The 21,727-nt window shown below is 63.2% G+C and carries 20 protein-coding genes; 11 read left to right on the forward strand and 9 right to left on the reverse strand.

Translation table 11 applies throughout. From position 1 onward, the window contains the following. Positions 1 to 193: 193 nt before the first annotated feature. From prmA to MU846_RS06430, 8 genes are all read left to right on the forward strand, one after another. A complete protein-coding gene (prmA, locus tag MU846_RS06395) occupies positions 194 to 1,075 on the forward strand; it encodes a 50S ribosomal protein L11 methyltransferase (protein ID WP_246950539.1) in 882 nt (293 codons plus the stop codon). 82 nt (positions 1,076 to 1,157) lie between these two features. Beyond that, positions 1,158 to 2,486, forward strand: coding sequence for a zinc-ribbon and DUF3426 domain-containing protein (locus MU846_RS06400; RefSeq protein ID WP_246950542.1), 1,329 nt, complete (start codon positions 1,158 to 1,160; stop codon positions 2,484 to 2,486). Between the two features lie 281 nt (positions 2,487 to 2,767). Then, entirely contained in the window at positions 2,768 to 3,835 is a 1,068-nt protein-coding gene (gene dusB, locus MU846_RS06405) for a tRNA dihydrouridine synthase DusB (RefSeq protein WP_246950546.1), read from the forward strand. Positions 3,836 to 3,864: 29 nt separating this feature from the next. Continuing rightward, positions 3,865 to 4,146, forward strand: a complete 282-nt coding sequence (gene fis / locus MU846_RS06410; RefSeq protein WP_246951166.1) for a DNA-binding transcriptional regulator Fis — start codon at positions 3,865 to 3,867, stop codon at positions 4,144 to 4,146. Between the two features lie 89 nt (positions 4,147 to 4,235). Next, a complete protein-coding gene (gene purH, locus MU846_RS06415; protein ID WP_246950548.1) occupies positions 4,236 to 5,798 on the forward strand; it encodes a bifunctional phosphoribosylaminoimidazolecarboxamide formyltransferase/IMP cyclohydrolase in 1,563 nt (520 codons plus the stop codon). Between the two features lie 96 nt (positions 5,799 to 5,894). Next, complete coding sequence (gene purD / locus MU846_RS06420; RefSeq protein ID WP_246950551.1) at positions 5,895 to 7,178, forward strand: phosphoribosylamine--glycine ligase; 1,284 nt, start codon at positions 5,895 to 5,897, stop codon at positions 7,176 to 7,178. A 233-nt stretch (positions 7,179 to 7,411) separates the two neighbouring features. Then, positions 7,412 to 8,467, forward strand: a complete 1,056-nt coding sequence (locus MU846_RS06425; RefSeq protein WP_246950554.1) for a cyclic nucleotide-binding domain-containing protein — start codon at positions 7,412 to 7,414, stop codon at positions 8,465 to 8,467. A 7-nt stretch (positions 8,468 to 8,474) separates the two neighbouring features. Continuing rightward, a complete protein-coding gene (locus MU846_RS06430) occupies positions 8,475 to 11,264 on the forward strand; it encodes a hybrid sensor histidine kinase/response regulator (RefSeq protein ID WP_246950557.1) in 2,790 nt (929 codons plus the stop codon). Here MU846_RS06430 and MU846_RS06435 read toward each other — a convergent pair. Together MU846_RS06435 and MU846_RS06440 are read right to left on the reverse strand one after the other, a co-directional pair. Then, the gene (locus MU846_RS06435) at positions 11,203 to 12,237 is read right to left on the reverse strand and encodes an AraC family transcriptional regulator (RefSeq protein WP_246950560.1); all 1,035 of its coding nucleotides are present in this window, start codon (positions 12,235 to 12,237) and stop codon (positions 11,203 to 11,205) included. The two genes, MU846_RS06430 and MU846_RS06435, sit on opposite strands and share 62 nt — an antisense overlap. Before the next feature lie 42 nt (positions 12,238 to 12,279). Beyond that, positions 12,280 to 13,752: a Ycf46 family AAA ATPase gene (locus tag MU846_RS06440; RefSeq protein WP_246950563.1), complete on the reverse strand. Its 1,473-nt coding sequence runs from the start codon at positions 13,750 to 13,752 to the stop codon at positions 12,280 to 12,282. A gap of 241 nt (positions 13,753 to 13,993) precedes the next feature. On the opposite strand from MU846_RS06440, the gene coq7 reads away from it, so the two are divergent. Continuing rightward, complete coding sequence (gene coq7 / locus MU846_RS06445; protein ID WP_246950580.1) at positions 13,994 to 14,656, forward strand: 2-polyprenyl-3-methyl-6-methoxy-1,4-benzoquinone monooxygenase; 663 nt, start codon at positions 13,994 to 13,996, stop codon at positions 14,654 to 14,656. 308 nt (positions 14,657 to 14,964) lie between these two features. On the opposite strand, the gene speD is transcribed toward coq7, so the two are convergent. Genes speD through MU846_RS06460 form a run of 3 tightly spaced genes read right to left on the reverse strand, consistent with a single transcriptional unit; the run spans position 14,965 to position 16,639 of the window. Beyond that, positions 14,965 to 15,759: an adenosylmethionine decarboxylase gene (gene speD, locus MU846_RS06450; protein WP_246951168.1), complete on the reverse strand. Its 795-nt coding sequence runs from the start codon at positions 15,757 to 15,759 to the stop codon at positions 14,965 to 14,967. A gap of 41 nt (positions 15,760 to 15,800) precedes the next feature. Continuing rightward, the gene (locus MU846_RS06455; protein WP_246950583.1) at positions 15,801 to 16,220 is read right to left on the reverse strand and encodes a VOC family protein; all 420 of its coding nucleotides are present in this window, start codon (positions 16,218 to 16,220) and stop codon (positions 15,801 to 15,803) included. Further along, positions 16,217 to 16,639: an OsmC family protein gene (locus tag MU846_RS06460; RefSeq protein ID WP_246950586.1), complete on the reverse strand. Its 423-nt coding sequence runs from the start codon at positions 16,637 to 16,639 to the stop codon at positions 16,217 to 16,219. Before MU846_RS06460 ends, MU846_RS06455 begins: the two co-directional genes overlap by 4 nt. Before the next feature lie 203 nt (positions 16,640 to 16,842). Here MU846_RS06460 and crp point away from each other — a divergent pair, with 203 nt between their 5' ends. After that, positions 16,843 to 17,472 carry a cAMP-activated global transcriptional regulator CRP gene (crp, locus tag MU846_RS06465; RefSeq protein ID WP_371738724.1) on the forward strand — a complete coding sequence of 210 codons (630 nt, stop codon included), beginning with the start codon at positions 16,843 to 16,845 and terminating at the stop codon, positions 17,470 to 17,472. 99 nt (positions 17,473 to 17,571) lie between these two features. On the opposite strand, the gene MU846_RS06470 is transcribed toward crp, so the two are convergent. After that, positions 17,572 to 18,489, reverse strand: a complete 918-nt coding sequence (locus MU846_RS06470; protein WP_246950604.1) for an alpha/beta hydrolase — start codon at positions 18,487 to 18,489, stop codon at positions 17,572 to 17,574. Positions 18,490 to 18,572: 83 nt separating this feature from the next. On the opposite strand from MU846_RS06470, the gene MU846_RS06475 reads away from it, so the two are divergent. Continuing rightward, positions 18,573 to 19,178, forward strand: a complete 606-nt coding sequence (locus tag MU846_RS06475; protein WP_246950606.1) for a TetR/AcrR family transcriptional regulator — start codon at positions 18,573 to 18,575, stop codon at positions 19,176 to 19,178. Between the two features lie 73 nt (positions 19,179 to 19,251). Here MU846_RS06475 and MU846_RS06480 read toward each other — a convergent pair whose 3' ends face one another. The 3 genes from MU846_RS06480 to MU846_RS06490 all read right to left on the reverse strand — a co-directional run bounded on the left by MU846_RS06480 (position 19,252) and on the right by MU846_RS06490 (position 21,662). After that, positions 19,252 to 19,458 carry a DUF3565 domain-containing protein gene (locus MU846_RS06480; protein WP_246950609.1) on the reverse strand — a complete coding sequence of 69 codons (207 nt, stop codon included), beginning with the start codon at positions 19,456 to 19,458 and terminating at the stop codon, positions 19,252 to 19,254. Positions 19,459 to 19,893: 435 nt separating this feature from the next. After that, entirely contained in the window at positions 19,894 to 20,559 is a 666-nt protein-coding gene (locus MU846_RS06485; protein WP_246950612.1) for a class II aldolase/adducin family protein, read from the reverse strand. Between the two features lie 158 nt (positions 20,560 to 20,717). Beyond that, positions 20,718 to 21,662: a LysR substrate-binding domain-containing protein gene (locus MU846_RS06490; RefSeq protein ID WP_246950628.1), complete on the reverse strand. Its 945-nt coding sequence runs from the start codon at positions 21,660 to 21,662 to the stop codon at positions 20,718 to 20,720. Positions 21,663 to 21,727: the final 65 nt, after the last annotated feature.

Consider the following 21,727-nt stretch of genomic DNA (forward strand, 5'->3'; position numbering starts at 1 on the left):
GCGACAGAACCGACACCGGGCGACCGGTATTGAGCTGCTCGCTGAGGTGCCACCTTGGTGCTATCTCGGAGTGCCATCTAAGGTACTATCGCCCACCAGTGCAGCCCAACCTGCGGCCCGGAGCTTTTCCGGGCCGCACCCGTTGTGGCCCGCTGAAAACCGCCCGAACCAGCGCACAAAGAGGAAATCGCCGATGGCCTGGCTACAACTGCATATCCCCACTACCGCCGAACACGCCGAGGCCGTCGAGGATGCCATGCTGGAGCTGGGCGCGAGCGCCGTAAGCCTGGTGGACGGCGCTGACCAGCCACTGTTCGAGCCCCCGCCCGGCGCCACGCCCCTGTGGCAGGAAACCATCGTCAGCGCGCTGTTTCCGGCCGATGCTGATGCGCAGGCGCTGATCGCCGCCCTCAGGCAACAACTGGACCCGCCGCCAGCCGATTACCGCTTCGAGCAGCTGGTTGATCAGGCGTGGGAACGCGCCTGGATGGATGAATTCAACCCGATGCGGTTTGGCGAGCGTCTCTGGATCGTGCCGAGCTGGGCTGACGCGCCCGACCCGCAAGCGATCAACCTCAAGCTCGATCCTGGCCTGGCTTTTGGCACCGGCACCCATGAAACAACAGCGCTATGCCTGGCCTGGCTGGACGGCGCCGATCTGGGCGGCACCACCGTGCTCGATTTCGGCTGCGGCTCCGGGGTGCTCGCCATCGCCGCCCTGCTGCTGGGCGCAGAACGTGCCGTGGCGGTGGATATCGACCCCCAGGCACTCTTGGCCACGCGGAGCAACGCCGAGCTAAATGGCGTCAGCGGTCGTCTCGAATGCTATTTGCCGCAGGAGATGCCCGGCGGTGTTTACGATGTGGTGCTGGCCAATATTCTCGCCGGGCCACTGGTGACATTGGCGCCACAATTGATCGGCCACTGTCGCCCCGGCGGGCGCATTGCGCTCTCCGGTATCCTGCGCGAGCAGGCCGAAAACGTGATGGCGGCCTACCGGGCGGAAGTGACACTGGCGCCGCTTGCAGTGCGCGGCGACTGGACAAGAGTGGACGGTATCCGCAAATCCACATGATCGAGGGTAGCAACCCTTGCGGTTGCCGTCACATTTTATGTACAACGGGGCGTTACCCCCTGACAAGAACAGCCGGAATAAAATGGCCGCCCAATACAAAACCCGGTGCCCGCATTGCGAGGCCCAGTTCAAGATCGGAGAGCAGCACCTGCGCCAGGCTCGCGGCGCCGTGCGTTGTGGCAGTTGCCTGCAGGTTTTTCAAGCCACCGACCACCTGCTCGACGATGTCGCTCGGCCGCCCGCTGCACCCGCATCACGAGCGACAGCTCCTGCTGCGACGGCGCGCCAGCCCGCACCGGCCGCCGAGCCCTGGGCAAAAGCCGTACCAGACGAAACGGCCCCGCCGGCAGCGCCGGCCGCCGCCAACCGGTGGACACTTGGCGACGCTGAAGAGACACCAACCGAAGCCCCCGCCACCGAGGATGATCCAGAGCTGAACGACACGCGCGTTTCCGTTGGTGGCGGCATGGAGTTGAGCGATTCGTTCCTGTCGCTGGGCGAAGATGACAGCGACACCCTGCAACACGAGGACTTTTCCTCCATGAGTGGCGCCGGGCGCACCACACACAGCGACAATGCCGACGAATCCTGGGCTGAAGCGCTGTTGCAGGAGCTGGAAGAAAAACAACCTGCCGCACCGGCCAACGCCAGCACCATGGCACTGGAAAGCAGCGAGCCCCCGCAGGCGCCGCTGCGCAAGGCGGCGCCGCTGAAGGCGGCAAAAAAACCGCTGGCAAGCCACAGCAACGATCTGTTCGAAGAAGATTTCGATCTGTTCGCCGGCGAGGCAGAAGCGTCACAAGGCGCCTTTGACGACGCCTTCGATGACGACACGCTGGACGATCCCTTCTCCGAATTGGACGACACGGCGCCAGCCACCGCCCGGCACGCGGATAATCCCTTTGCCCGCTCCGGCACCGATCTGCGCCAGTTGCTCAAATGGAGCAGCCTTTCCATGGCCGCTTTGCTGGTGCTGGCCGGCCAATACCTTATCTTCAACTTCGACAATCTGGCACGCACACCGCAGTGGCGCCCACTGTATGCGGCTGCCTGCGATGTGGCCGGCTGCACGCTGCCGAACCCGTCCGACCTCAGCACGCTGCGCGGCACCAACCTGATCGTGCGTGCGCACCCGGCGGTGCCCGATGCGCTGGTGGTCGATGCGATCCTGTTCAACCACGCCGACTACCAACAGCCGTTCCCGGTGATCGAACTGAGCTTCAGCTCGCTGCGCGGGCAACCTGTTGCCAGCCGCCGCTTTCTGCCAGCCGAATACCTGCGCGGCGAACTGACCGGCATGACGGCGATGCCCCGTGATGTGCCGATCCGCGTGTCGTTCGAGATTCGCAATCCCGGCCCCGACGCCGACAACTATCGCTTGCAGTTGCACCCCGCGCCCACCGGCGCATGACCCCTGCCGGCCCCACGGGCCGGCAACGCAACAAGCAAGCCAGCGCACAGCAGACAAACGCAGCAAACCGGGCAGCCGTCGGGCAACAAAAAAAGACGCTGCGACACCCCGCACAGCGTCTCGTCCCGAAAAGCCCTTTTACCACCGGGCGGCAGACCACTATCATGTGCCCCCCCTGCCGAGCAGGCCGGGGCAGGCGGTGCCCAGCAGGACCCAGGTCAAGAACCAGGAACGCGCGCCCAGCGCACTTGCGGCCGCCCTTTTTTCATGAGCGAACAACCATGCAGATCGGACCCTACAGCCTCGTCAACAACCTGGTGCTGGCCCCGATGGCCGGCGTGACAGATCGTCCTTTCCGGCAACTGTGCCGGGAGCTGGGCGCCGGGCTGGTGGTATCGGAAATGGTGACCTCGGATGTACGCCTGTGGCAGTCGCGCAAGAGCCGCCACCGCCTTGATCACAGCGGCGAGCCCGGCCCGATTTCCGTACAGATCGCCGGCAGCGAGCCGGGCATGATGGCCGAAGCCGCCGCCGCGAACGTCGCGCTGGGCGCGCAGATCATCGACATCAACATGGGTTGTCCGGCAAAGAAGGTGTGCCGCCGCGCCGCCGGTTCGGCATTGCTGCGCGATGAACCGCTGGTGCGCGACATTCTGGAAAGCGTGGTCGCCGCCGTTGATGTGCCGGTCACATTGAAAATTCGCACCGGCTGGGATGCGGAGAATCGTAATGGCGAAACCATTGCTCGCCTGGCTGAAGCCTGTGGCGTGGCAGCATTGTCCGTGCACGGGCGCACCCGTGCCGACAAATTCGAAGGCGCAGCCGAATACGACACCATCGCTCGCATTGCTGCGGCGGTGAAGATCCCGGTTATTGCCAACGGCGATATCAATTCGCCGCAAAAAGCTCAACGGGTACTGGAAACCACGGGCGCCAGTGGTATCATGATCGGCCGCGCTGCCCAGGGTAACCCCTGGATATTCCGGGATACCGTTCACTACCTCGCCCATGGGGCACTGCCGGCAACACCGGGAGTCCGTGAGGTAGCAACGCTGGTGTTGCAACATCTGGAAGCATTGCATCAGCTATACGGCGAGGAAGCAGGCGCCCGGATCGCCCGCAAGCACCTGGGCTGGTATACGCAGGCCCTGCCTGACGGTGCCGGCTTCCGGCAGAAGTTCAACCGACTGACCATCGCCGCTGAACAGCACGAGGCAGTCGAGCAGTATTTCCACAACCTTGAGAATGTGGCCGACCGAATCGTCATCGGTGGCTATATGGTGTCTGACGCCGACACCGGGGAAGGCGTTGCGCGACAGCATACTCAGCAAGGAGTAATGGCCGCATGACCAGCACAGCCGCACGGACACTGATTAGCATGAACACCGCCGAAAACCGCACCCCCCACCTGACCCTGGCCCAGGCAGACAGCCAGGACACGCTGCGTAACTGTGTGCGCCGCTCTCTGATCGAGTACTTCAACAACCTGGAAGGGGAATTCGTCAACGACCTGTACCCGATGGTACTGGCAGAAATGGAAATCCCCCTGCTGGAAAAAGTACTGGAGTACACCCGGGGCAACCAGACCAAAGCCGCCGAGATGCTTGGCCTCAACCGCGGCACCCTGAGAAAGAAACTCAAGCAATACGGGCTGCTTTGATACCAGCCCACCCCGCAAGGGCAGTCGAGGCTGCCCTTTTTCGTTTGGTGAACACGCCAGCCTTTGACCAACCAAGGTAAACCACGACCATGAGCAGCCCCGTCCAACGCGCCCTGATCAGCGTCTCCGACAAGACCGGCATCATTGAATTCGCCCGTGCCCTGAGCGAGCGAGGCATCGAACTGCTGTCCACCGGCGGCACTTTCAAGGCGCTGTCCGAGGCCGGTATCCCGGTCACCGAAGTATCGGAACACACCGGCTTCCCGGAGATGATGGACGGCCGCGTGAAGACGCTGCATCCGCTGATTCACGGCGGCATTCTGGCACGTCGCGGCCAGGACGATGCGGTGATGGCCGCTAATGGCATCAAGCGCATTGATCTGGTGATCGTCAACCTGTATCCGTTCGAGCAAACCGTGGCAAAACCGGGCTGTTCGCTGGAAGATGCCATCGAGAATATCGACATCGGCGGCCCGACCATGGTGCGCGCCGCCGCCAAGAACAACGCCCATGTGGGCATCGTCACCGATCCGGCCGATTACGCCCAGGTGCTGGCGGAGCTGGCCGAACATGGCGGCGCCCTTTCGGATGGCTTCCGCTTTGATCTGGCCATTCGCGCGTTCGAGCACACTGCCGCCTACGACAGCGCCATCGCCAATCATTTCGGCCGCCAGGTGGGCAACGGCAACGAGGCATTCCCGCGCACGCTGAATCTGAATTTCGTCAAGGCCCAGGATATGCGCTACGGGGAGAACCCGCACCAGCGCTCGGCCTTCTATACCGAACGTGCGCCGGCCGAAGCGTCCATTGCCACCGCACGACAGTTGCAGGGCAAGGAGCTTTCCTACAACAACATTGCCGATACCGATGCAGCACTGGAGTGCGTCAAGCAGTTTGACGAGCCCGCTTGTGTGATCGTCAAGCACGCCAACCCCTGCGGCGTGGCCGTGGCCGGTGATATTCTCGCCGCCTACGAGCTGGCTTTTGCTACCGATCAGGAATCTGCTTTCGGCGGTATCATCGCCTTCAACCGCCCGCTGGATGCAGCGACGGCGCGAGCCATCGTCGACCGCCAGTTCGTCGAAGTAATCATCGCTCCCGAAGCCGACGATGCTGCCCAGGCGGTGATCGCCGAGAAGAAGAACGTACGCCTGCTGGTGTGTGGAAGCTGGGCAGCGCCCGACGCCGCACTGGATTACAAGCGCGTCAACGGCGGCCTGCTGGTGCAGGATCGCGATCTGGGCATGATCAGCGCCAGCGAGCTGACCGTGGTCACCAGGCGGCAACCCACCGAAGCCGAAATCCGCGATCTGCTGTTCGCCTGGAAAGTCGCCAAGTTCGTCAAATCGAACGCGATCATTTATGCACGCGACGGGCGCACCGTGGGCGTCGGCGCAGGCCAGATGAGCCGCGTCAATTCCGCCCGCATTGCCGGCATCAAGGCGGAGCACGCCGGGCTCGCCGTGCAGGGGGCAGTGATGGCCTCCGATGCCTTCTTCCCGTTTCGTGATGGTATCGACAACGCCGCCAGCGCCGGCATCCAGTGCGTGATCCAGCCGGGCGGCTCGATCCGCGACGACGAGGTCATCGCCGCCGCCGATGAGGCCGGCATGGCGATGGTGTTTACCGGCATGCGTCATTTCCGTCATTAACGAATCAACCGGCGCCAGGCGCCGGGCAGACAAGCAAGGCAACGGCCGGCACCATCGCCCGCCGCGCCCCCGGAAGAGCGAAAGAGGCTAACCCTCATGAAGGTTCTCATCATCGGCAATGGCGGTCGCGAACACGCGCTCGCCTGGAAAGTGGCCCAGTCCGCCAATGTGGAAAAGGTCTTTGTGGCGCCCGGCAACGCCGGCACTGCCCGTGAAGCAAAAGTGGAAAATGTCGATATCGGCGTGCTGGATAAAGTTGCGCTGGCAAACTTTGCCCGCGACAACGATGTAGCGCTGACGCTGGTCGGCCCGGAAGCGCCGCTGGTGGAAGGCGTAGTCGATCACTTTCAGGCCGCGGGCCTGAAATGCTTCGGCCCGACTGCCGCCGCGGCACAGCTGGAAGGCTCGAAAGCCTTCACCAAGGATTTTCTGGCCCGGCACGATATTCCCACCGCCGCCTACCGCAACTTCACCGAACTGGACGCCGCGCTGGCCTATGTGCGCCAGCGTGGTGCGCCGATCGTCATCAAGGCCGATGGCCTGGCCGCTGGCAAGGGTGTCATTGTCGCCATGACCCTGGAAGAAGCCGAAGCCGCTATCAATGACATGCTGGCCGGCAACCGTTTCGGCGAAGCCGGGCATCGTGTCGTGATCGAAGACTTTCTTGATGGCGAGGAAGCCAGCTTCATCGTCATGGTGGATGGCCGTCACGTGCTGGCCATGGCCACCAGCCAGGATCACAAGCGCATCGGCGATGGCGATACCGGACCGAACACCGGCGGCATGGGCGCCTATTCGCCCGCACCGGTCGTCACCGACACCATCTACCAGCGCGTCATGGACGAAGTGATCCTGCCTACCGTGCATGGCATGGCGGCCGAAGGGCACCCCTATGTCGGCTTCCTCTATGCCGGCCTGATGATCGATAGCGGCGGCGCACCCCGCGTGATCGAATATAACTGCCGCTTCGGCGACCCCGAAACCCAGCCGATCCTGATGCGCCTGAACAGCGATCTGGCCGAATTGTGCCTGGCGGCACTGGACGGCCGCCTGAACGAAGCCGAGGTGCAATGGGATCCGCGCCCGGCGCTGGGTGTGGTCATGGCCGCGGGCGGCTACCCGGATGATTATCGCAAGGGTGATATCATTCAGGGTCTGGATGGCACTGATGCCGACGATCTGAAAGTCTTCCACGCGGGCACCGCCTTGCGTGGCGACGAGGTCATCACCAGCGGGGGCCGCGTGCTTTGCGTCACGGCACTGGGTGACACCGTATCCGCAGCCCAGCAGCGTGCCTATGAAGGTGTGCGTGGCATTCAGTGGGACGAGTGCCAGTACCGCACCGACATCGGATACCGCGCCGTGGCCCGCGAACAGTAACACCCGCTGCTCTGTGCTCTGCCCCGCCAGCGCATGTGCTCAGGCCGGGCAGAGCAATAACCCCACTATCCCTCACACCGACCTCGCCACCCCGCTCCCCGCGCCGCGTGTGCCAACTGGCTCTCACCATGGGCGCGCCGCTCACTGCCCCACCCGGGCCGGCCTGTGAACACCCGCCCTGCTCTGCCATAATGCTTCCGTCGTAGAGCCGACAACTGGAGCCATGATTCCGCATGAGTAACGACGCCCCGCACATTGATCTGGAACGGCTGAAGCATTTCATCCCTTTCGATGGCCTGAGTGATTCGCATCTGGCAGAAATTCGTGCGCGCATCCAGTTGTTGCGGCTGCCGCCGGGCCGGCTGGTGTTCAAGCGTGGCGAGCCTGCGGCCCGCGCCCTGTTCCTGATCGAAGGCGCAGTGGACATGACCGACGCCAGCTTTCAGGTGCGGCCGCTGCCAGCCGATGATGACGAAAATTATCTGGCACTGGATAACTACCCCACGCACACCGTCAACGCAATCACCACCGCGCCCAGCATCTTTTATGCGCTGGATCGTAACCATCTCGATCTGCTGATGACCTGGACACAAGCCGCAGAATCCATGCTCGAAGAAGGCGACGATGCCGACCAGCGTGACTGGATGGACGCGCTGCTCGGCTCGGAGCTGTTCGCACAGGTGCCGCCGGCACGCATCCAGTCGCTGTTCGTGAAGTTCGAGGAACACCCCTGCAATCTGGGCGATGTGATTGTGCGCGAAGGCGACAGCGGCGATACCTTTTTCGTCATCAAACAAGGCAAAGCGATGGTGACACGGCAGCATAGCGGCCGCGAAGAAACGCTCGCTGCCCTGACTGCCGGTAATTTCTTCGGCGAAGACGCCCTGATCTCCGATGCGCCCCGCAACGCCACCGTGACCATGACCAGCGACGGCCTGCTGATGCGACTGGGCAAAGATGATTTTCGTGCGCTCTTGCAACAATCCGTGGTGCGCCGCGTCAGCGCCGAGCAACTCGACGCGCTCAACGAAGAAGGCGACCGCGCCTGTATACTGATTGATGTACGCTTGCCGATGGAGTTCAGGCATGATCGTACACCGGGCGCTCGCAATATCCCGTTGCCGGAGTTGCGCCGTGAACTACGCAGTCTGGAAAAGGATTTTATTTATGTGGTCAGCTGTGACGGAGGCCGCCGCAGCGAGCTGGGAGCTTATCTGCTCTCGGAAGCCGGGTTCGACGCATTCGTACTGGCACGCGCTGAAGAAAAGGACGCAGCAGCCGCGTCATGATCGGGCTTTGCGCCTGTTGTTTGGCGCGCTGGCCCTGCTGGCATGTTCACTTGCGAGTGCATCGCCGCCGCCTTTCGTCATCAACGCCGAGCTGGATCATGCGCGCATCACCGTGTACTCCGAGCACCTGCGCGACGAGCACGGAGACATCGAGTTCAACGACATTCTCAGCGGCGCCTACGACCGGCAATTTGTCCCGGCGCTGCGCTCATCCGAGTTTCTCGGCTTCAGCGATCAGCGCTGGTGGATCAGGCTGGCGCTGCACAACAACACGGCCAGCCCGCAGAACCTGCTCCTGACATTGACACCCGGCCTGTATGCGCGGCTGAGTTTCTACCGGCCCGATGACCGGGGGCTGTATCACGCCAGCCACGGCGGCACCGATCTGGCGCCACCCTGGGGCGATCTGCGCCAGCGCGCTCCGGCCTACCAGCTGACGCTGGCACCCGGCAGCACACAAACCTATTACTTCAGCGTTGTCCCGCGCCGCCATCTCAATTACACCCTGCACCTGACCAGTGTCGGCCATCAGTTGCAGAACGCGCTCGCCAGCAGCGGGCTGTTCCTGCTGCTCAGTGGTATCGTGCTCGGCCTGGTACTGTACAACTTTGTGCAGAGCCTGCTGTATCGCAATGACGTGCATTTCTACTATTCCCTGTTCCTGTGCGCGCTATTGCTGGCCGTGCTGACGGCCAGCGGCTTCATCGGGTATCAGTATCTTGCCGCGCCGGGCCTGCAACCCCGGCTCGAAGCCTTCGCCGCGCTCCTCGCGATCCTGTTGAGCACCGCCTTTACCCGGCGCTTCCTGAATATTGCCGCACTCCTGCCAGGCGCCGAGCCCTGGTTGCGCGCCACCATGGCCGGTTGCGCCATCGGCGCCCTGCTTAGCTGGATTGTGCCCGTTATCATCGCGGTGCAGCTGGTGCTGGCGCTGGCCGTGCTCAGCGCCCTGCTGCTGCTGTGGGTGGGCTTCACTTGCTGGCTGCGCCATGGTGAGGGCGCCGGCTTGTACCTGATCGCACGTGCGCCGCTATTGCTGGCCGTGCTGCTGATCGTGCTGGCCGGCTTCGGCGTAGTGCCGATCACCTTCGATGGGCCACTGCTGGCGCTATCGTGCGCCACGCTTGAGGCGCTGATGTTTGCCGTTGGCCTGTCACGCAAAGGCCGTGATGATCTGCGCCGCACATTGCGCGAAGAGCACGAAGAGGCACTCAACGCAGCCACCTGGCACACGCGCAGCGAGACCCTGGCACGCCTCAGCCACGAGATACGCACGCCGATGAGCGGCGTGCTCGGCATGGCCGAAATCCTGCGTGACACCCCGCTGACACCGAATCAGAAAGAATGCGTGCGCGGCATCCAGAACGCGGGCGAAAGCCTGCTCAAGATTCTCAACGACGTCCTGGAATACTCCCGCCTGGAACAGGGCCACACCGAACTGGAGCAGATCCGTTTCGATCTCAACGAGCTGGTGATGGAAGCGGTCGAGCTGTTCCGTGAAAAAGCCGAGGAAAAACAGGTCGAGCTGATCCCGCATCTGCACACCAATGTACCTCAGCAGGTGGAAGGCGATCCGAACCGCCTCAAGCAAGTGCTCACGCATCTGCTCGGCGCCTGCATCCGCCATGCCCAGCCCGGCGAGCTGGTCATCGACGTGGCCCGCGATGCGTCCGGCCGTGCCGATCATTTGCGGTTCGAATTCGAGGGCAGCGCGTTACAACAGGCCGGCGATGCCTTCAGCGCACTGACACAATTCGACAACGTGGCAGACGATCACAGCGACAGCACCCGCCTCGGCCTGTCCATCGCCCGGCAGCTGGTGGAGGCCATGGCTGGCCGCTGTGGCGTTCGCCAGGGCCGCGCCGGCCCGGCCAGCTGGTGCGTGCTGCCGCTACCGGCCGTGCTCGAACCCGGCCTGCCCGAAATCAGCGATGTCACCTTGCAAGGGCGCGCGCTGCTGGTGGTCGATGATTCCAGCACCGTTACCCGCGTGATCCGCCAGCAAGCGCTCGCCTGGGGCATGCGCGTCACCGCCTCCCACGATCCTCGGGAGGCGCTGGCCAGCATCCGCACCCAGGCCAACCTCAACGATCCCTATGACGTGGTGCTGCTGGATCATCGCATGCCCGGCATGACCGGCATGCAGCTCGCCGCCCGCGTGCAGGAAGATCCACTCATCACCCCCACGCCGATCCTCGTCATGCTCACTGGCGTCAACAGCGCCCCCACCGCCACCGTCGCTCGCAATGTCGGAATTCACCGCGTGCTGGGCAAACCTGTTTCCGGCCCCCGCCTGCGGCAAGCGCTGGCAGAAGAACTCGGTGCCGCCGCTCGCCCGCCGGCACCGCACCTGCGCGATCAGTCGCCCGATCCGGGGCTACGCATTCTGGTCGCCGAAGACCATCAGCTCAGCCAGAAAGTCATTCGCGGCATGCTGGCCAAGCTGGGGCTGGATGCCGAAATCGTGACCAACGGCCGCGATGCCGTGAACGCAGTGCGTGAAGGCCGTTATGATCTGGTGCTGATGGATTGCGAGATGCCGGAAATGGACGGCTTCGAAGCCACGCGCCGCATCCGTGACTGGGAGCGGCTGCATGATCGCAAGCCAGTGCCCATCATTGCGCTGACCGCACACATCCTGCGCGAACACCGCGAGCGCAGCCTTGCCGCCGGCATGAACGCCCATGTGCCCAAGCCGGTGGAGCTCGATGTGCTGCGCCAGGCGATTGTGCAGTTTACTGCTGGCGCCGAAACGCCGTCGGGCTCTGCCCCCGCCAACGGCGAAACGCCCGGTTGAAGGAACTCTGCTCGGCGAACCCCAGAAGCAATGCAATATCGCTCAGGCTCAATGCCGGGTCACGCAAGTACAGCTCGGCCAGGGAACGCCGCAAACCGTCCAGCAGCGCCTGAAAGCTCACGCCATGGCGCTGCAAGCGGCTTTGCAGCGTGCGCACCGCCAGCCCCATTCGTGCCGCCACCGCCTCGATGCCCGGCTCGCCGTCGGAGAGCATCTGGTAGAGCTGGCTGCGTACGGCGTTGACCAGATTGGTGCCGGCATCGTAATCCGCCAGCAACGCTGCTGCCTCGCGCTCCATCAGCTGCGCCAGGCCCGGATCAGCGCCGCGCAATGGCAACGACAGCATCGCCGGCGCCAGCTCCACGCCATCAAACGCAGCCTGAAAATGCACCGGGCAACCGAACCAGCGCTCGTAACGCTGCCGATCCGCCGGCGCCGCGTGGCGAAAGAAAGCGGCTAACGGCGCGATCTCGGTTGTCGCGTCGCCCACCAGCTGACGCGCAAAACTGACCCAGCCAGTAATCGCCGCTTCCGTCACAAAACGTGCCGGGGTGCCGGTCACCGGGCATTGCCAACTCAGACGGACCGGATCGCCCGGCGTCAACTTCGCCGTGCCCAGGTTGCCTGCCAGTTTCTCGAAACGTAGCAGACGCTGGATCGCCTGGCCCAGATCGGCACTCGCCAGCAGCGCGTAGCCCAGCACCTGATAAGAGCGCGCCTGCACCAGCCGCCCCGTCTCGAACCCCAGACCGTCATCGCCTGTCTGTTCCAGAATCACCAGAAAAAGCCGCAGCACATCCACCAGCGGCAACAACGCATCCGCTCGCGCCAACTGTGCGGCATCAATGCCGGCACGCGCCAGCACATCGGCCTGATCCAACCGGTAATGCGCCAGCAATGGCGGCAGCACCGAGCCGATATAAGCCGCCGATACTGATTGCGGCTCGCCAGCTATCCCCGGGTCAATAAGCATGTTTTCTCCGCCGCTCCGGCTCAGTGCCGCCACCCGTACTGCTCAACCTGCCGGCACCGCACGGCCGTGGCACCATGCGCGCAGGGCACCGATCTGCTCCGCCATCGTCACCGATAACGGCACCGTGCTGGTGATCTCCTGCTCCAGATGAGCATCACTGAGACGTTGCTCCTGCGCACGGGCGCTGTAAAGCGCCGCCACCACCGCCTGCTCGATTTCCGCGCCAGTAAAACCTTCACAGCGCGCCGCCAGACGAGCCAGATCAAAACGGCTGCTCTGTTCACCACGCCGGCTCAGATGAATGCGCAATATCTCGGCGCGGATGGCCGCCTCCGGCAAATCGACAAAAAACAGCTCGTCGATGCGCCCCTTGCGCACCAGCTCCGGTGGCAGCCGCTCGATATTGTTGGCCGTCGCCACCAGAAACACCGGCGCCTTGCGCTCGGCCATCCAGGTCAGCAAAGTACCCAGCACCCGCCGCGAGGTGCCGCCGTCGTTATCACCGGCGGCCAGCCCCTTTTCGATCTCGTCGATCCACAGTACACAAGGCGCCATGGTTTCTGCCATCTGCAACGCCTCGCGCAGATTGCGTTCTGTTTCGCCAAAATACTTGTTGTACACCGCACCCATATCCAGCCGCAGCAGCGGCAGATGCCACAGGCCCGCCACCGCTTTTGCAGCGAGGCTTTTGCCGCCACCCTGCACGCCTACCAGCAAAATACCCCGCGGCACATCTGCCGCCCCGGGATCAAGAAATGCCTGCCGCCGTCGCTCCAGCCAGGCTTTCAGATTCGACAGGCCGCCCACCTGCGCAAAGTTTGCCGTGTCGTATTCGAAACTGAGCACACCATCCATATCCAGCAGGCGAAACTTCGCCCTGTTCACTTCCGGTAGATCATCATCGGTGATCGCGCCATCCTGAATGATGGCGCCTCGGGCAAGCTTGCGCGCATCGTCCACACTCAGGCCACGCAGATTGCGCACCAACTTGTCCAGCGCCTCGCGCCCGGCGCGCACACGCTGGCCGCTTTCGCGGGTAAAATTGCGCGCCTCTTCCTGCACGATACGCATCAATTGCTCCGTATCCGGCAGCGACAGGCTAAAGCGCGTGCTCGCCCGCGACAGCTCGGGCGGCAATTTGAAGGCGTGGCTGATCAGCAATAACGTGTGCGGCACCGTGTCATGGCGCAGTGCGATATCTTTCAGCAACCGGACGATACGCGGCGCATTTTCCACATAAGGGTGAAAATCACAGAGCGCATAAATACCAGCTTCCGCGTTACCTCGAATCTGACCCAGCACCGCTTCCGGTTCGCTGGCATGGCGCTGGCTGGGCGCGTTCTCGATTTCCAGCCGCCGCAAACCCTCGACAATTGTCCAGCTGAATACCGGCCGGCCTTGTTGCATACCGATGCGGCGCACCAGATCCAGCGCCCGGCGCTCCTCCCAGGTTTCCAGCACGACAATCGGATAACGCGACTCCATCACCAGCCGCAGATCAGTCAGATCCTTCATGGTGCCAGCCCCCCGCCCCGCGCTGCCGGCAACACAGTGCGGCCCGCCATCGACAATTGCTCCGGCACGGCACCCCCCTTCTTCTGCATACTTGCGACAGTATCGCCAACCGCTTTGGCAGCGCACCGACTGTTGTTGTTAATCGCCATTATTATTGGTCATCCATCCCCGTCAACAGCCACCACCGCCGGTATCGGCGAGCCTACCACAGGGGGCGACACAACATGCTAGAATGCGCCCCATGACAACGACCCGACACAGTCGCCGCCTGAGTCCGCTGGACCAGCTGCTGGCCCGCGCCGACAACGCCTTGCGCACCCTCACCCCCGGCGCCACCCGGGGTGAGCGCGCCAATCCGGCCGACGCGGCACGCAGCGATAGTACGCCTGCCGACGCCCACCAGGCGCGACATATCGCCGGCCTGATGCGCATCAACCACACCGGTGAAGTGTGCGCGCAAGCACTCTATCAAGGCCAGGCCAGCACCGCTGCGTTACCTCATGTGCGCCGCGCCATGGAAGAAGCCGCCCGCGAGGAAGAAGATCATCTGGCCTGGTGCGAAGAACGCATCCGCGAACTGGGTAGTGAGCCGAGCGTACTCAATCCGGCGTTCTATGCCCTCTCCTTCAGCATCGGCGCGCTGGCCGGGATGGCCGGTGATCGCTGGAGTCTGGGCTTTGTTTCGGAAACCGAGCGGCAGGTGGTGCGCCATCTGGATGCGCACCTCATGCAAGTGCCATTGGAAGACGAGCGCACCCGCGCCATTCTCGAACAGATGCGCGAAGACGAGCTGAAGCACGCTGTCACCGCCGAGCAGGCCGGGGGCGCCGCGCTGCCAACCCCCATTCGTCGGCTGATGGCGTTGGTCAGCAAGGTCATGACTTTCAGCACCTATCGCATCTGACCCACCGCAGCCCACCCCTGGCCTGCCGCAGCCGCCACAACGACACCCGGTCTTTTCCGGCAAATGGCAAGTTACCGGCCTGACCGCCAGCCTGAAAAAATACCTTCAGCGGGAAAGCGTTTCCCCGCACACAAACGTGCCGCCCCGCCCGCCAGGCACGCGATGGCTTAACGGATCAATGCAAAAGGGGATAGCGATTGGAAGACACGGGCCATCCTGTGATGGCCCGTGGGTAACAGCGTGGCAAACGCTGGCAACGGGTGGCGCAGCCTTCAGGTTGCGCAGCCCGGCCTGCGTCGATACGGCGGTTATTCCACGTTACGGCTGTAGAAAATCTCGAGCATTTCCTTGCGCAAGCGCATTTCGATATCTTCCAGCTCTTCGGCGTTGAATTCATCCACGCCGGCGCCGAACAGATAATTGTCGATGTCGAAATCTTTCAGCAGCATCTTGGTGTGGAAGATGTTCTCCTGATAGACGTTAACGTCGATCATCTGATACTCGTTCTGCGTCTCTTCCGTGAGGAAGTTCTGGATCGAATTGATGTCGTGATCGATGTAGTGTTTGGTGCCGTCCACGTCGCGCGTCATGCCGCGCACCCGGTAATCGATGGTGACGATATCCGAGTCGAAGCTGTGGATCAGGTAGTTCAGCGCCCGCAGGGGCGAGATCACACCACAGGTAGACACATCGACATCCACGCGGAACGTGGAAATACCATTATCCGGGTGTGATTCCGGATAGGTGTGCACGGTCACGTGGCTCTTGTCCAGATGCGCGACAATCGAATCCGGCAGCGGGCCCGGGCCTTCCTCATCGAAATCCGGGTCGGTCGGCGGCGCATCATGTTCGGCAATCAGCATAGTGACGCTCGCGCCCTGCGGATCGTAATCCTGGCGCGCCACGTTCAGCACGTTGGCGCCAATGATCCGCGTGACGTTGGTGAGAATCTCCGTCAACCGCTCCGCATTGTAGAGTTCATCGATATATTCGATGTACTCCTTGCGATGCTGCTCCGTCTTGGCATAGCTGATATCAAAGATATTGAAGCTGAGCGACTTCGTCAGGTTATTGAAGCCGTGCAACTTGATCTTCTGGTTCAGGTCTCTCACCTCTGGCTACCTTTCCTCTGCGCCTTGCACAGTCAGTCGTTGCGGATAAAACGGCCACCGGAAATGGGGGGGTGCCAGATGAACTGCACCACCACCGCTTCCGGGTCCAGACAATAGAAGCTGCGTGCCCCGTCCCGGTGCGTGCGCGGCTCCGATTTCATGGTCACGCCCTGGTCTTTCAGGAACGTGAACCACTGGTCCACCTCGTCCATGCGGTCGATGATGAAGCCAATGTGATCCAGTCGCTGCGGCCGGGCGAACGATTCGCCCTGCCAGCGATGCAACGCCAGATTGTCACAGCCCGAACACAGATAGACGTTATCCGCATCCGGGCGCCATTCCACCGCCATGCCGAGCAGATCGACATAGAAGTGCTCACAGGCGGGCAGATCGTTGACGAACAGCGCTACATGCCGCAATCCGCCCAACGCTGCCGGCCGCTTGCTCGTCATCGTTCTTCGATCTCGTGGCTGTGGGTCATTTCGACACCCGCACGCCCAAGCATGATCGACGCCGAGCAATACTTTTCTGCCGACAGCTCCACCGCCCGCTTGACCTGGTTCGGTTTCAGGTTCGTGCCCGCCACCACAAAATGCAGGTGAATACGGGTAAATACCGCAGGCACTTCATTTTCGGCCCGCTCGGCCGTCAGTTCACAGCGGCAGGCGGTCACATCCTGCCGGGCTTTGCGCAGGATGTGGACGACATCAAAAGAAGCGCAGCCGCCCACGCCCATCAGCAGCATCTCCATCGGCCGCGCACCGCGGTTCTCGCCGCCGTGTTCCGCCGGGCCGTCCATCAGCACCGTGTGCCCCGTACCGGACTTCGCCTCGAAACAGACGTTCCCCTGCCAACGAATCGTAGCTTGCATAAACAGACTCCTTCAGCGCGGGCGCAGGTTACCACAACGCCAGCCTGCCACCATACCCCGAGTTCCTGACCACTCGGCCTGCCGACGATGGCGACCATTCCGCAGCTTGTGAAGGCGCGCCTTGGCAGGAGCGCCAAAAAAGGGCAATATCAGACCGTTTTGTCACCTTTTTTACCTACTTACCAGGCGAATAACAGGCCATGATGGACTCCAGCAACAAGATCATCCCCAACCTGGACAATTTCCTGGCCCACTGCCACCGACGCAAATACCCGGCCAAGAGCACTATCATTTACGCAGGCGACGAGTCGGATGCCTTGTATTATGTTCTCAAAGGCTCGGTTACCGTCATGATCGAAGACGATGACGGCCGCGAGATGATCATGGCATACCTCAACGAAGGCGATTTCTTCGGCGAGATGGGCCTGTTCGAGCAAGACCCGAGCCGCTCAGCGTGGGTCAAGGCAAAGACGGAATGCGAAGTGGCGGAAATCAGTTACGCCAAATTTCGTCAGCTGGCGCGTGAAGATGCCGAGATCCTGTTCACCGTCTCGGCACAGATCGCGGGCCGCCTGCGAGCCACCACGCGCAAGGTCGGCGATCTCGCCTTCCTGGACGTGACCGGCCGCGTAGCCGGCACCCTGCTTGATCTGTGCAAGCAGCCGGATGCGATGACGCACCCGGACGGCATGCAGATCAAGGTCACCCGGCAGGAGATCGGGCGCATCGTCGGCTGCTCCCGCGAGATGGTGGGCCGCGTGCTGAAAAATCTCGAAGATCAGGGGCTGGTATCGGTGAAGGGCAAGACCATGGTGGTCTACGGCACTCGCTGAGCCGCCTGGCACCCCCACGTCAGCCCCCTCCGCCCGCCACCCCACCGCACAGGGCCGGCTCTCGCCGGTCCTGTGCGTTTGGCCGTCTGCCCGCCATGCTCAGCTACGTGCGGCCAGCGTATCGTGGATTTCCTGCATCACGGTTGCCAGCTGGCTGATGCCCGGCTCCTCTATGGGGAAATGACCCGCATTGTCCAGCGGCACATGCCGCGTCTCGCCGCGAATCCGCCGCAGGAAGCGCAGGCTGAGTTCCGGCGCCGTCCAGCGATCCGCCGCCGGGTGCACCAGCATCACTGGCGCCGCATCGAACTGCTCCGGCTCCACCGGCGGCACCGAGCCGAGAAAAGTCCGCAGAAAGCCCAGTGCGATACGGCCGCCACCGCCACGCGGATCGGTGCGGCACAACCGGGCCAGCGTGCGCTCGTTGGCAATCTTGTTCATCGGCGTCAGCCAGCGAATCGGCAAGCGCCAGGAATCGATCAGCGGCGCTGCCCTGTTCATCAACCCGAGGCTCCAGCGCCCCACCAGCGGTGACAGCGCCGACCACACCTGCTCGTCTCTCGGATCGAGCAAGCAGGTCGCCAACAGACAAGCCACCCCGCCAACCCGTGCCGTGGCTGCGTAGGCCAGCATCCCTCCCATGCTGGCACCCACCAGCACCAGCGGGCGCGGATCGCGCGCTTGCTCGGCGCGCAGCAAATCACTGACGCAATCGACCCAATCGGAGTAACGCACCGCCGACGGCCTGGGCACGCGGGTACGGCCATAGCCCGGCATATCCGGCGCCAGCACCTCAAAACCGATATCCGCCGCCAGCGCCGCCGCCGGCCAGAGCGCGCCAGCGTGCCCGCCCGCACCATGCAGGATCATCAAGCGTGCCGGCGCCTCGGGGTTGCGTACGCGAGCAATGTGCAACGCCATGTCACGCCAGGGCCACCAATCGCTCTCCGGCTCGGCCGTGGCGCGCTCACGCCAGGCGGGGGGCAGGCAGGCAAGGTAATCCTTGTGGGAAGGCATCAGTGCAACTCCGGTTGTCAGCGAATAGATTGCGAGTAATACTCAGGTTTTGTGCCCCCACCCACAACTCGCATTCATCTGTCATGTCGACACCGCGCAAACGCCCCCGCCAGCAACGCTCACAGGCCACCTGGGCCGCCATCCTCGACGCCGCTACTCAGCTTTTCCAACGCCTGGGTTATGCCGGCACCACCACCAATCGCGTCGCCGAGCTGGCCGGCGTTTCGATCGGTTCGCTGTACCAATATTTCCCCGACAAGGACGCGCTGCTGCTGGCACTGGCCGAACGGCACATTTTTGATGCCGCCACGCAGATCAGTGCTGTTTTTGCCAGCCTGGAACGCGAGCAACCCGGCCTGGACGAAACACTGTCGCAGCTGATCGATGCAGCCGTGGCCCTGCATGAAAACGACCCGGCAACCCATCAGCTGCTATTTGATCAGGCGCCACGAAGCCCAGAGACGCAACAATATCTGCGGCGCCTTGAACTGCTACTGGCCAGCGCCGTGGCCCCGCATCTGCAACGGCTCGGCTGCGGCGGTGACACGCCGATGGTACGCGCCCTGCTGCTGGTGCAAGGGCTGGATGCGCAGATTCACGGCGCATTGCTTGCACCGCCGGCCGGCGTTGAGCGCCAGCAAGTGATCGATGAGCTGAAGCGGATGTGGCGTGCTTCGCTGGCTATCTAGCTCTACTTGTGCGGTTACATTTGTCGGCTGTTAGCTGCGCCTGTCACTTGGCGCGCTGTTATTGGCCCCGCTGTCATTTGGCACGTTCCCGGCGGCACCAGCCACAATCGAATGCCTGCCCCAGCCGCTCGGCGCGGCCGGTCGCCGTCACCACCCAGGGGCGCTGCATGAACGGTGGCCGGTGGCGCACATGTTGCGTGTGGCCACAGCTGAGCGACACCACCCAATCACCTTCGTCATCCTGATGAAAGCCGGTAATCACCGGCAACTGACGCTGCATGGCATTTCTTCCCCTCGGCGCAACCTCTCACAGGCAGCTCGATCCGGATGCCGAGCACCTCGGCACCGTGAGTGAAACGCTATTGTCGGCGCGTTTTGCAAGCCGGGCCAGAGCAAGTGATAACAGTGGTTGCCGGCACCAACGTCCGGCGCATGATCGAGCCGCCGACAGCCGTGGGCACACATCGGGAGCAATTGGCGCTCAATCGCGTCGGTGAAGCAGCATGGCGATGTGGCGTCACAAGCCGAGCAGCCAAGAAGCCCATGAGAGGGAGGTGCCCAAATAGAGAATTGGGGAATTGGGAAGCAGGGAAACTGACAAGCTGGCGAAACGGGCCACAGTAGCTGCCAGGCGCTCAGGACGCCAGGCAGCTACTGCCCCGTGACCGGGCCGCCCCGCGTGTGGTTCCTCCCACGCGGGGCGGCCCGGCCGATATCAACGTTCGGGATCGCCGAACGTCAGATAATCCCACATGCGCTCGAAGATCAGCCCGGCGCGGGTGGCGCGGCGTGTCGCCTCGTCGTGGCTGAGGGGCTTGGCCGGCACGCCACTGGCAAGGCAGTCCAGCTCGACGCGGGCCGCATCCTCCAGATACCAGGCCAGCACCACAGCAGATTGCACCGAATCGGACGCTGTCACCACACCATTGCCGCGCATCACCAGCGCCGCGCCATCGCCGAACATCTCTGCCAGCTGTTCGGCAGAAGTGTCGTCGCGAATCAGCTGTGGATCATCCCACAGCGGCGCGCCCGGCGAAAAATAACTGCCCATACCATGCAATACACGCGGCGTGCGCCCCAACGCAGAAAGCGACATGGCACGCGGCGGCATACTGCGCACTATCCCGCCTACATCCGGGCGGCGGCGGTAGATTTCGCGGTGGATGCGCACTTCACCAAGCACGCCATCAGGCAGCGGGCCGTTGATCGGCACCAGAGTGCCCGCCTCGCCCGGCGCGATGGTGATCATCGGCTTGGCCGTGCAAACCAGAAAGTGCTCGGCATCCACTCGCTGGCTGCAATGGCCGTAGGCATGAACCAGGCCGTGCCGGCCCAGGGCCCGGGCGGCAAGGCGGACGGTACGGTCTATTTCGCTGGTCAACGTCGCTCTCCTTTTCTGGTCAAGGCCTTGGCAGGCGACCATAGGGTTGCAGCAGCTCGGCCCGTGCCGGTGCTGCTTTCAAACTACTCTAGAGCGATGCAGCCATTCCTGGTAATGAATATATATAGCGCAACCATAACTCTTGGTTATTTCCCGACTCACCCCCGCCCGGCCTGCGCCTCGCTGCTGCCGGCCTGCCGCAAGGCGGCCAGCATCGCCTCTGCTGGTTGTGACAACGGGCTGTCGCGCCGTAGCGCCACGCCCACGGGGCCAAACGCCAGTGGCTCCGCCAGCGTCAGCTCGGCCAGCAGCCCGGCGCGCAGATCCGGCTCGACCACCCGTGCCGGGAAGGCGGCGATGTATTCAGTCTCCAGCAGCAGGCGGCGGTTACCAACCACCGACAGGGATTCACACGGCGACTGTGGTAACGGCAGGTTCTGGTCGTGAAACGCGGCCTCCAGCATCTGCCGCAAGGTGGTCTGCGGTGGCGGCATGATCCACGGCCAATCACCAAGCTGCTCAAGGGTCGGGCAGCGCAGCGCCAGCGCCGGGTGGGCCGGGCGCACCGCAAAACAGACGCGCTCCTGATAAAAGGATTCCAGCAGCAAGCCCTCGCGATATTGATAGGCGGGCAAGCGCCCGGCGATCATATCCAGCTCGCCCCGGCGCAGCGCCGGCACCAGCCGTGCATAAGTGCCTTCCACCAGCATCACCCGGATACCGGGCACGGTGCGCTGAAGCTGCGCCACCGCCTGCGGCACCAGGCTGGCGCTGGCCGCAATCAAGGTGCCAAGCCGCACTTCGCCGGCCAGCCCCGCACGGGCATTGTGTATCTCCCGCTCCACTTGCGTCAGCTGCGCAAACACCCCCGCAGCATGTTCCGCCAGCAGCTCGCCATAGCGGGTCGGGTGGGTGCCACGGCTGGTGCGCACAAACAGTTGCACGCCCAGGTCCGCTTCCACTTCGTGCAATATCTTGGTTACCGCGGGCTGGCTCAGGCCCAGTTCTTCTGCCGCCTTGACCAGGCTCTGGTTGCGTGCCACCGCCAGCACGGCACGCAATTGCTGCAATCTGACTCTGCGCGTCCAGCCTGTTTCCACCATCGCTGTGCTGCTCCTGCGGTTGATCGTAATCGGATGCAAGTGTGAGGCCGATCGCGAGCCGGCGC

It is taken from the genome of Alcanivorax quisquiliarum, assembly GCF_023051175.1.
Lineage (GTDB): Bacteria > Pseudomonadota > Gammaproteobacteria > Pseudomonadales > Alcanivoracaceae > Isoalcanivorax > Isoalcanivorax quisquiliarum.

Coding starts and splice junctions, on each gene's coding strand:
- prmA (WP_246950539.1), top strand. CDS start 194: ATGGCCTGGCTACAACTGCATATCCCCACTACCGCCGAACACGCCGAG.
- MU846_RS06400 (WP_246950542.1), top strand. CDS start 1,158: ATGGCCGCCCAATACAAAACCCGGTGCCCGCATTGCGAGGCCCAGTTC.
- dusB (WP_246950546.1), top strand. CDS start 2,768: ATGCAGATCGGACCCTACAGCCTCGTCAACAACCTGGTGCTGGCCCCG.
- fis (WP_246951166.1), top strand. CDS start 3,865: ATGAACACCGCCGAAAACCGCACCCCCCACCTGACCCTGGCCCAGGCA.
- purH (WP_246950548.1), top strand. CDS start 4,236: ATGAGCAGCCCCGTCCAACGCGCCCTGATCAGCGTCTCCGACAAGACC.
- purD (WP_246950551.1), top strand. CDS start 5,895: ATGAAGGTTCTCATCATCGGCAATGGCGGTCGCGAACACGCGCTCGCC.
- MU846_RS06425 (WP_246950554.1), top strand. CDS start 7,412: ATGAGTAACGACGCCCCGCACATTGATCTGGAACGGCTGAAGCATTTC.
- MU846_RS06435 (WP_246950560.1), bottom strand. CDS start 12,237: ATGCTTATTGACCCGGGGATAGCTGGCGAGCCGCAATCAGTATCGGCG.
- MU846_RS06440 (WP_246950563.1), bottom strand. CDS start 13,752: ATGAAGGATCTGACTGATCTGCGGCTGGTGATGGAGTCGCGTTATCCG.
- coq7 (WP_246950580.1), top strand. CDS start 13,994: ATGACAACGACCCGACACAGTCGCCGCCTGAGTCCGCTGGACCAGCTG.
- MU846_RS06455 (WP_246950583.1), bottom strand. CDS start 16,220: ATGACGAGCAAGCGGCCGGCAGCGTTGGGCGGATTGCGGCATGTAGCG.
- MU846_RS06460 (WP_246950586.1), bottom strand. CDS start 16,639: ATGCAAGCTACGATTCGTTGGCAGGGGAACGTCTGTTTCGAGGCGAAG.
- crp (WP_371738724.1), top strand. CDS start 16,843: ATGGACTCCAGCAACAAGATCATCCCCAACCTGGACAATTTCCTGGCC.
- MU846_RS06470 (WP_246950604.1), bottom strand. CDS start 18,489: ATGCCTTCCCACAAGGATTACCTTGCCTGCCTGCCCCCCGCCTGGCGT.
- MU846_RS06475 (WP_246950606.1), top strand. CDS start 18,573: ATGTCGACACCGCGCAAACGCCCCCGCCAGCAACGCTCACAGGCCACC.
- MU846_RS06480 (WP_246950609.1), bottom strand. CDS start 19,458: ATGCAGCGTCAGTTGCCGGTGATTACCGGCTTTCATCAGGATGACGAA.
- MU846_RS06490 (WP_246950628.1), bottom strand. CDS start 21,662: ATGGTGGAAACAGGCTGGACGCGCAGAGTCAGATTGCAGCAATTGCGT.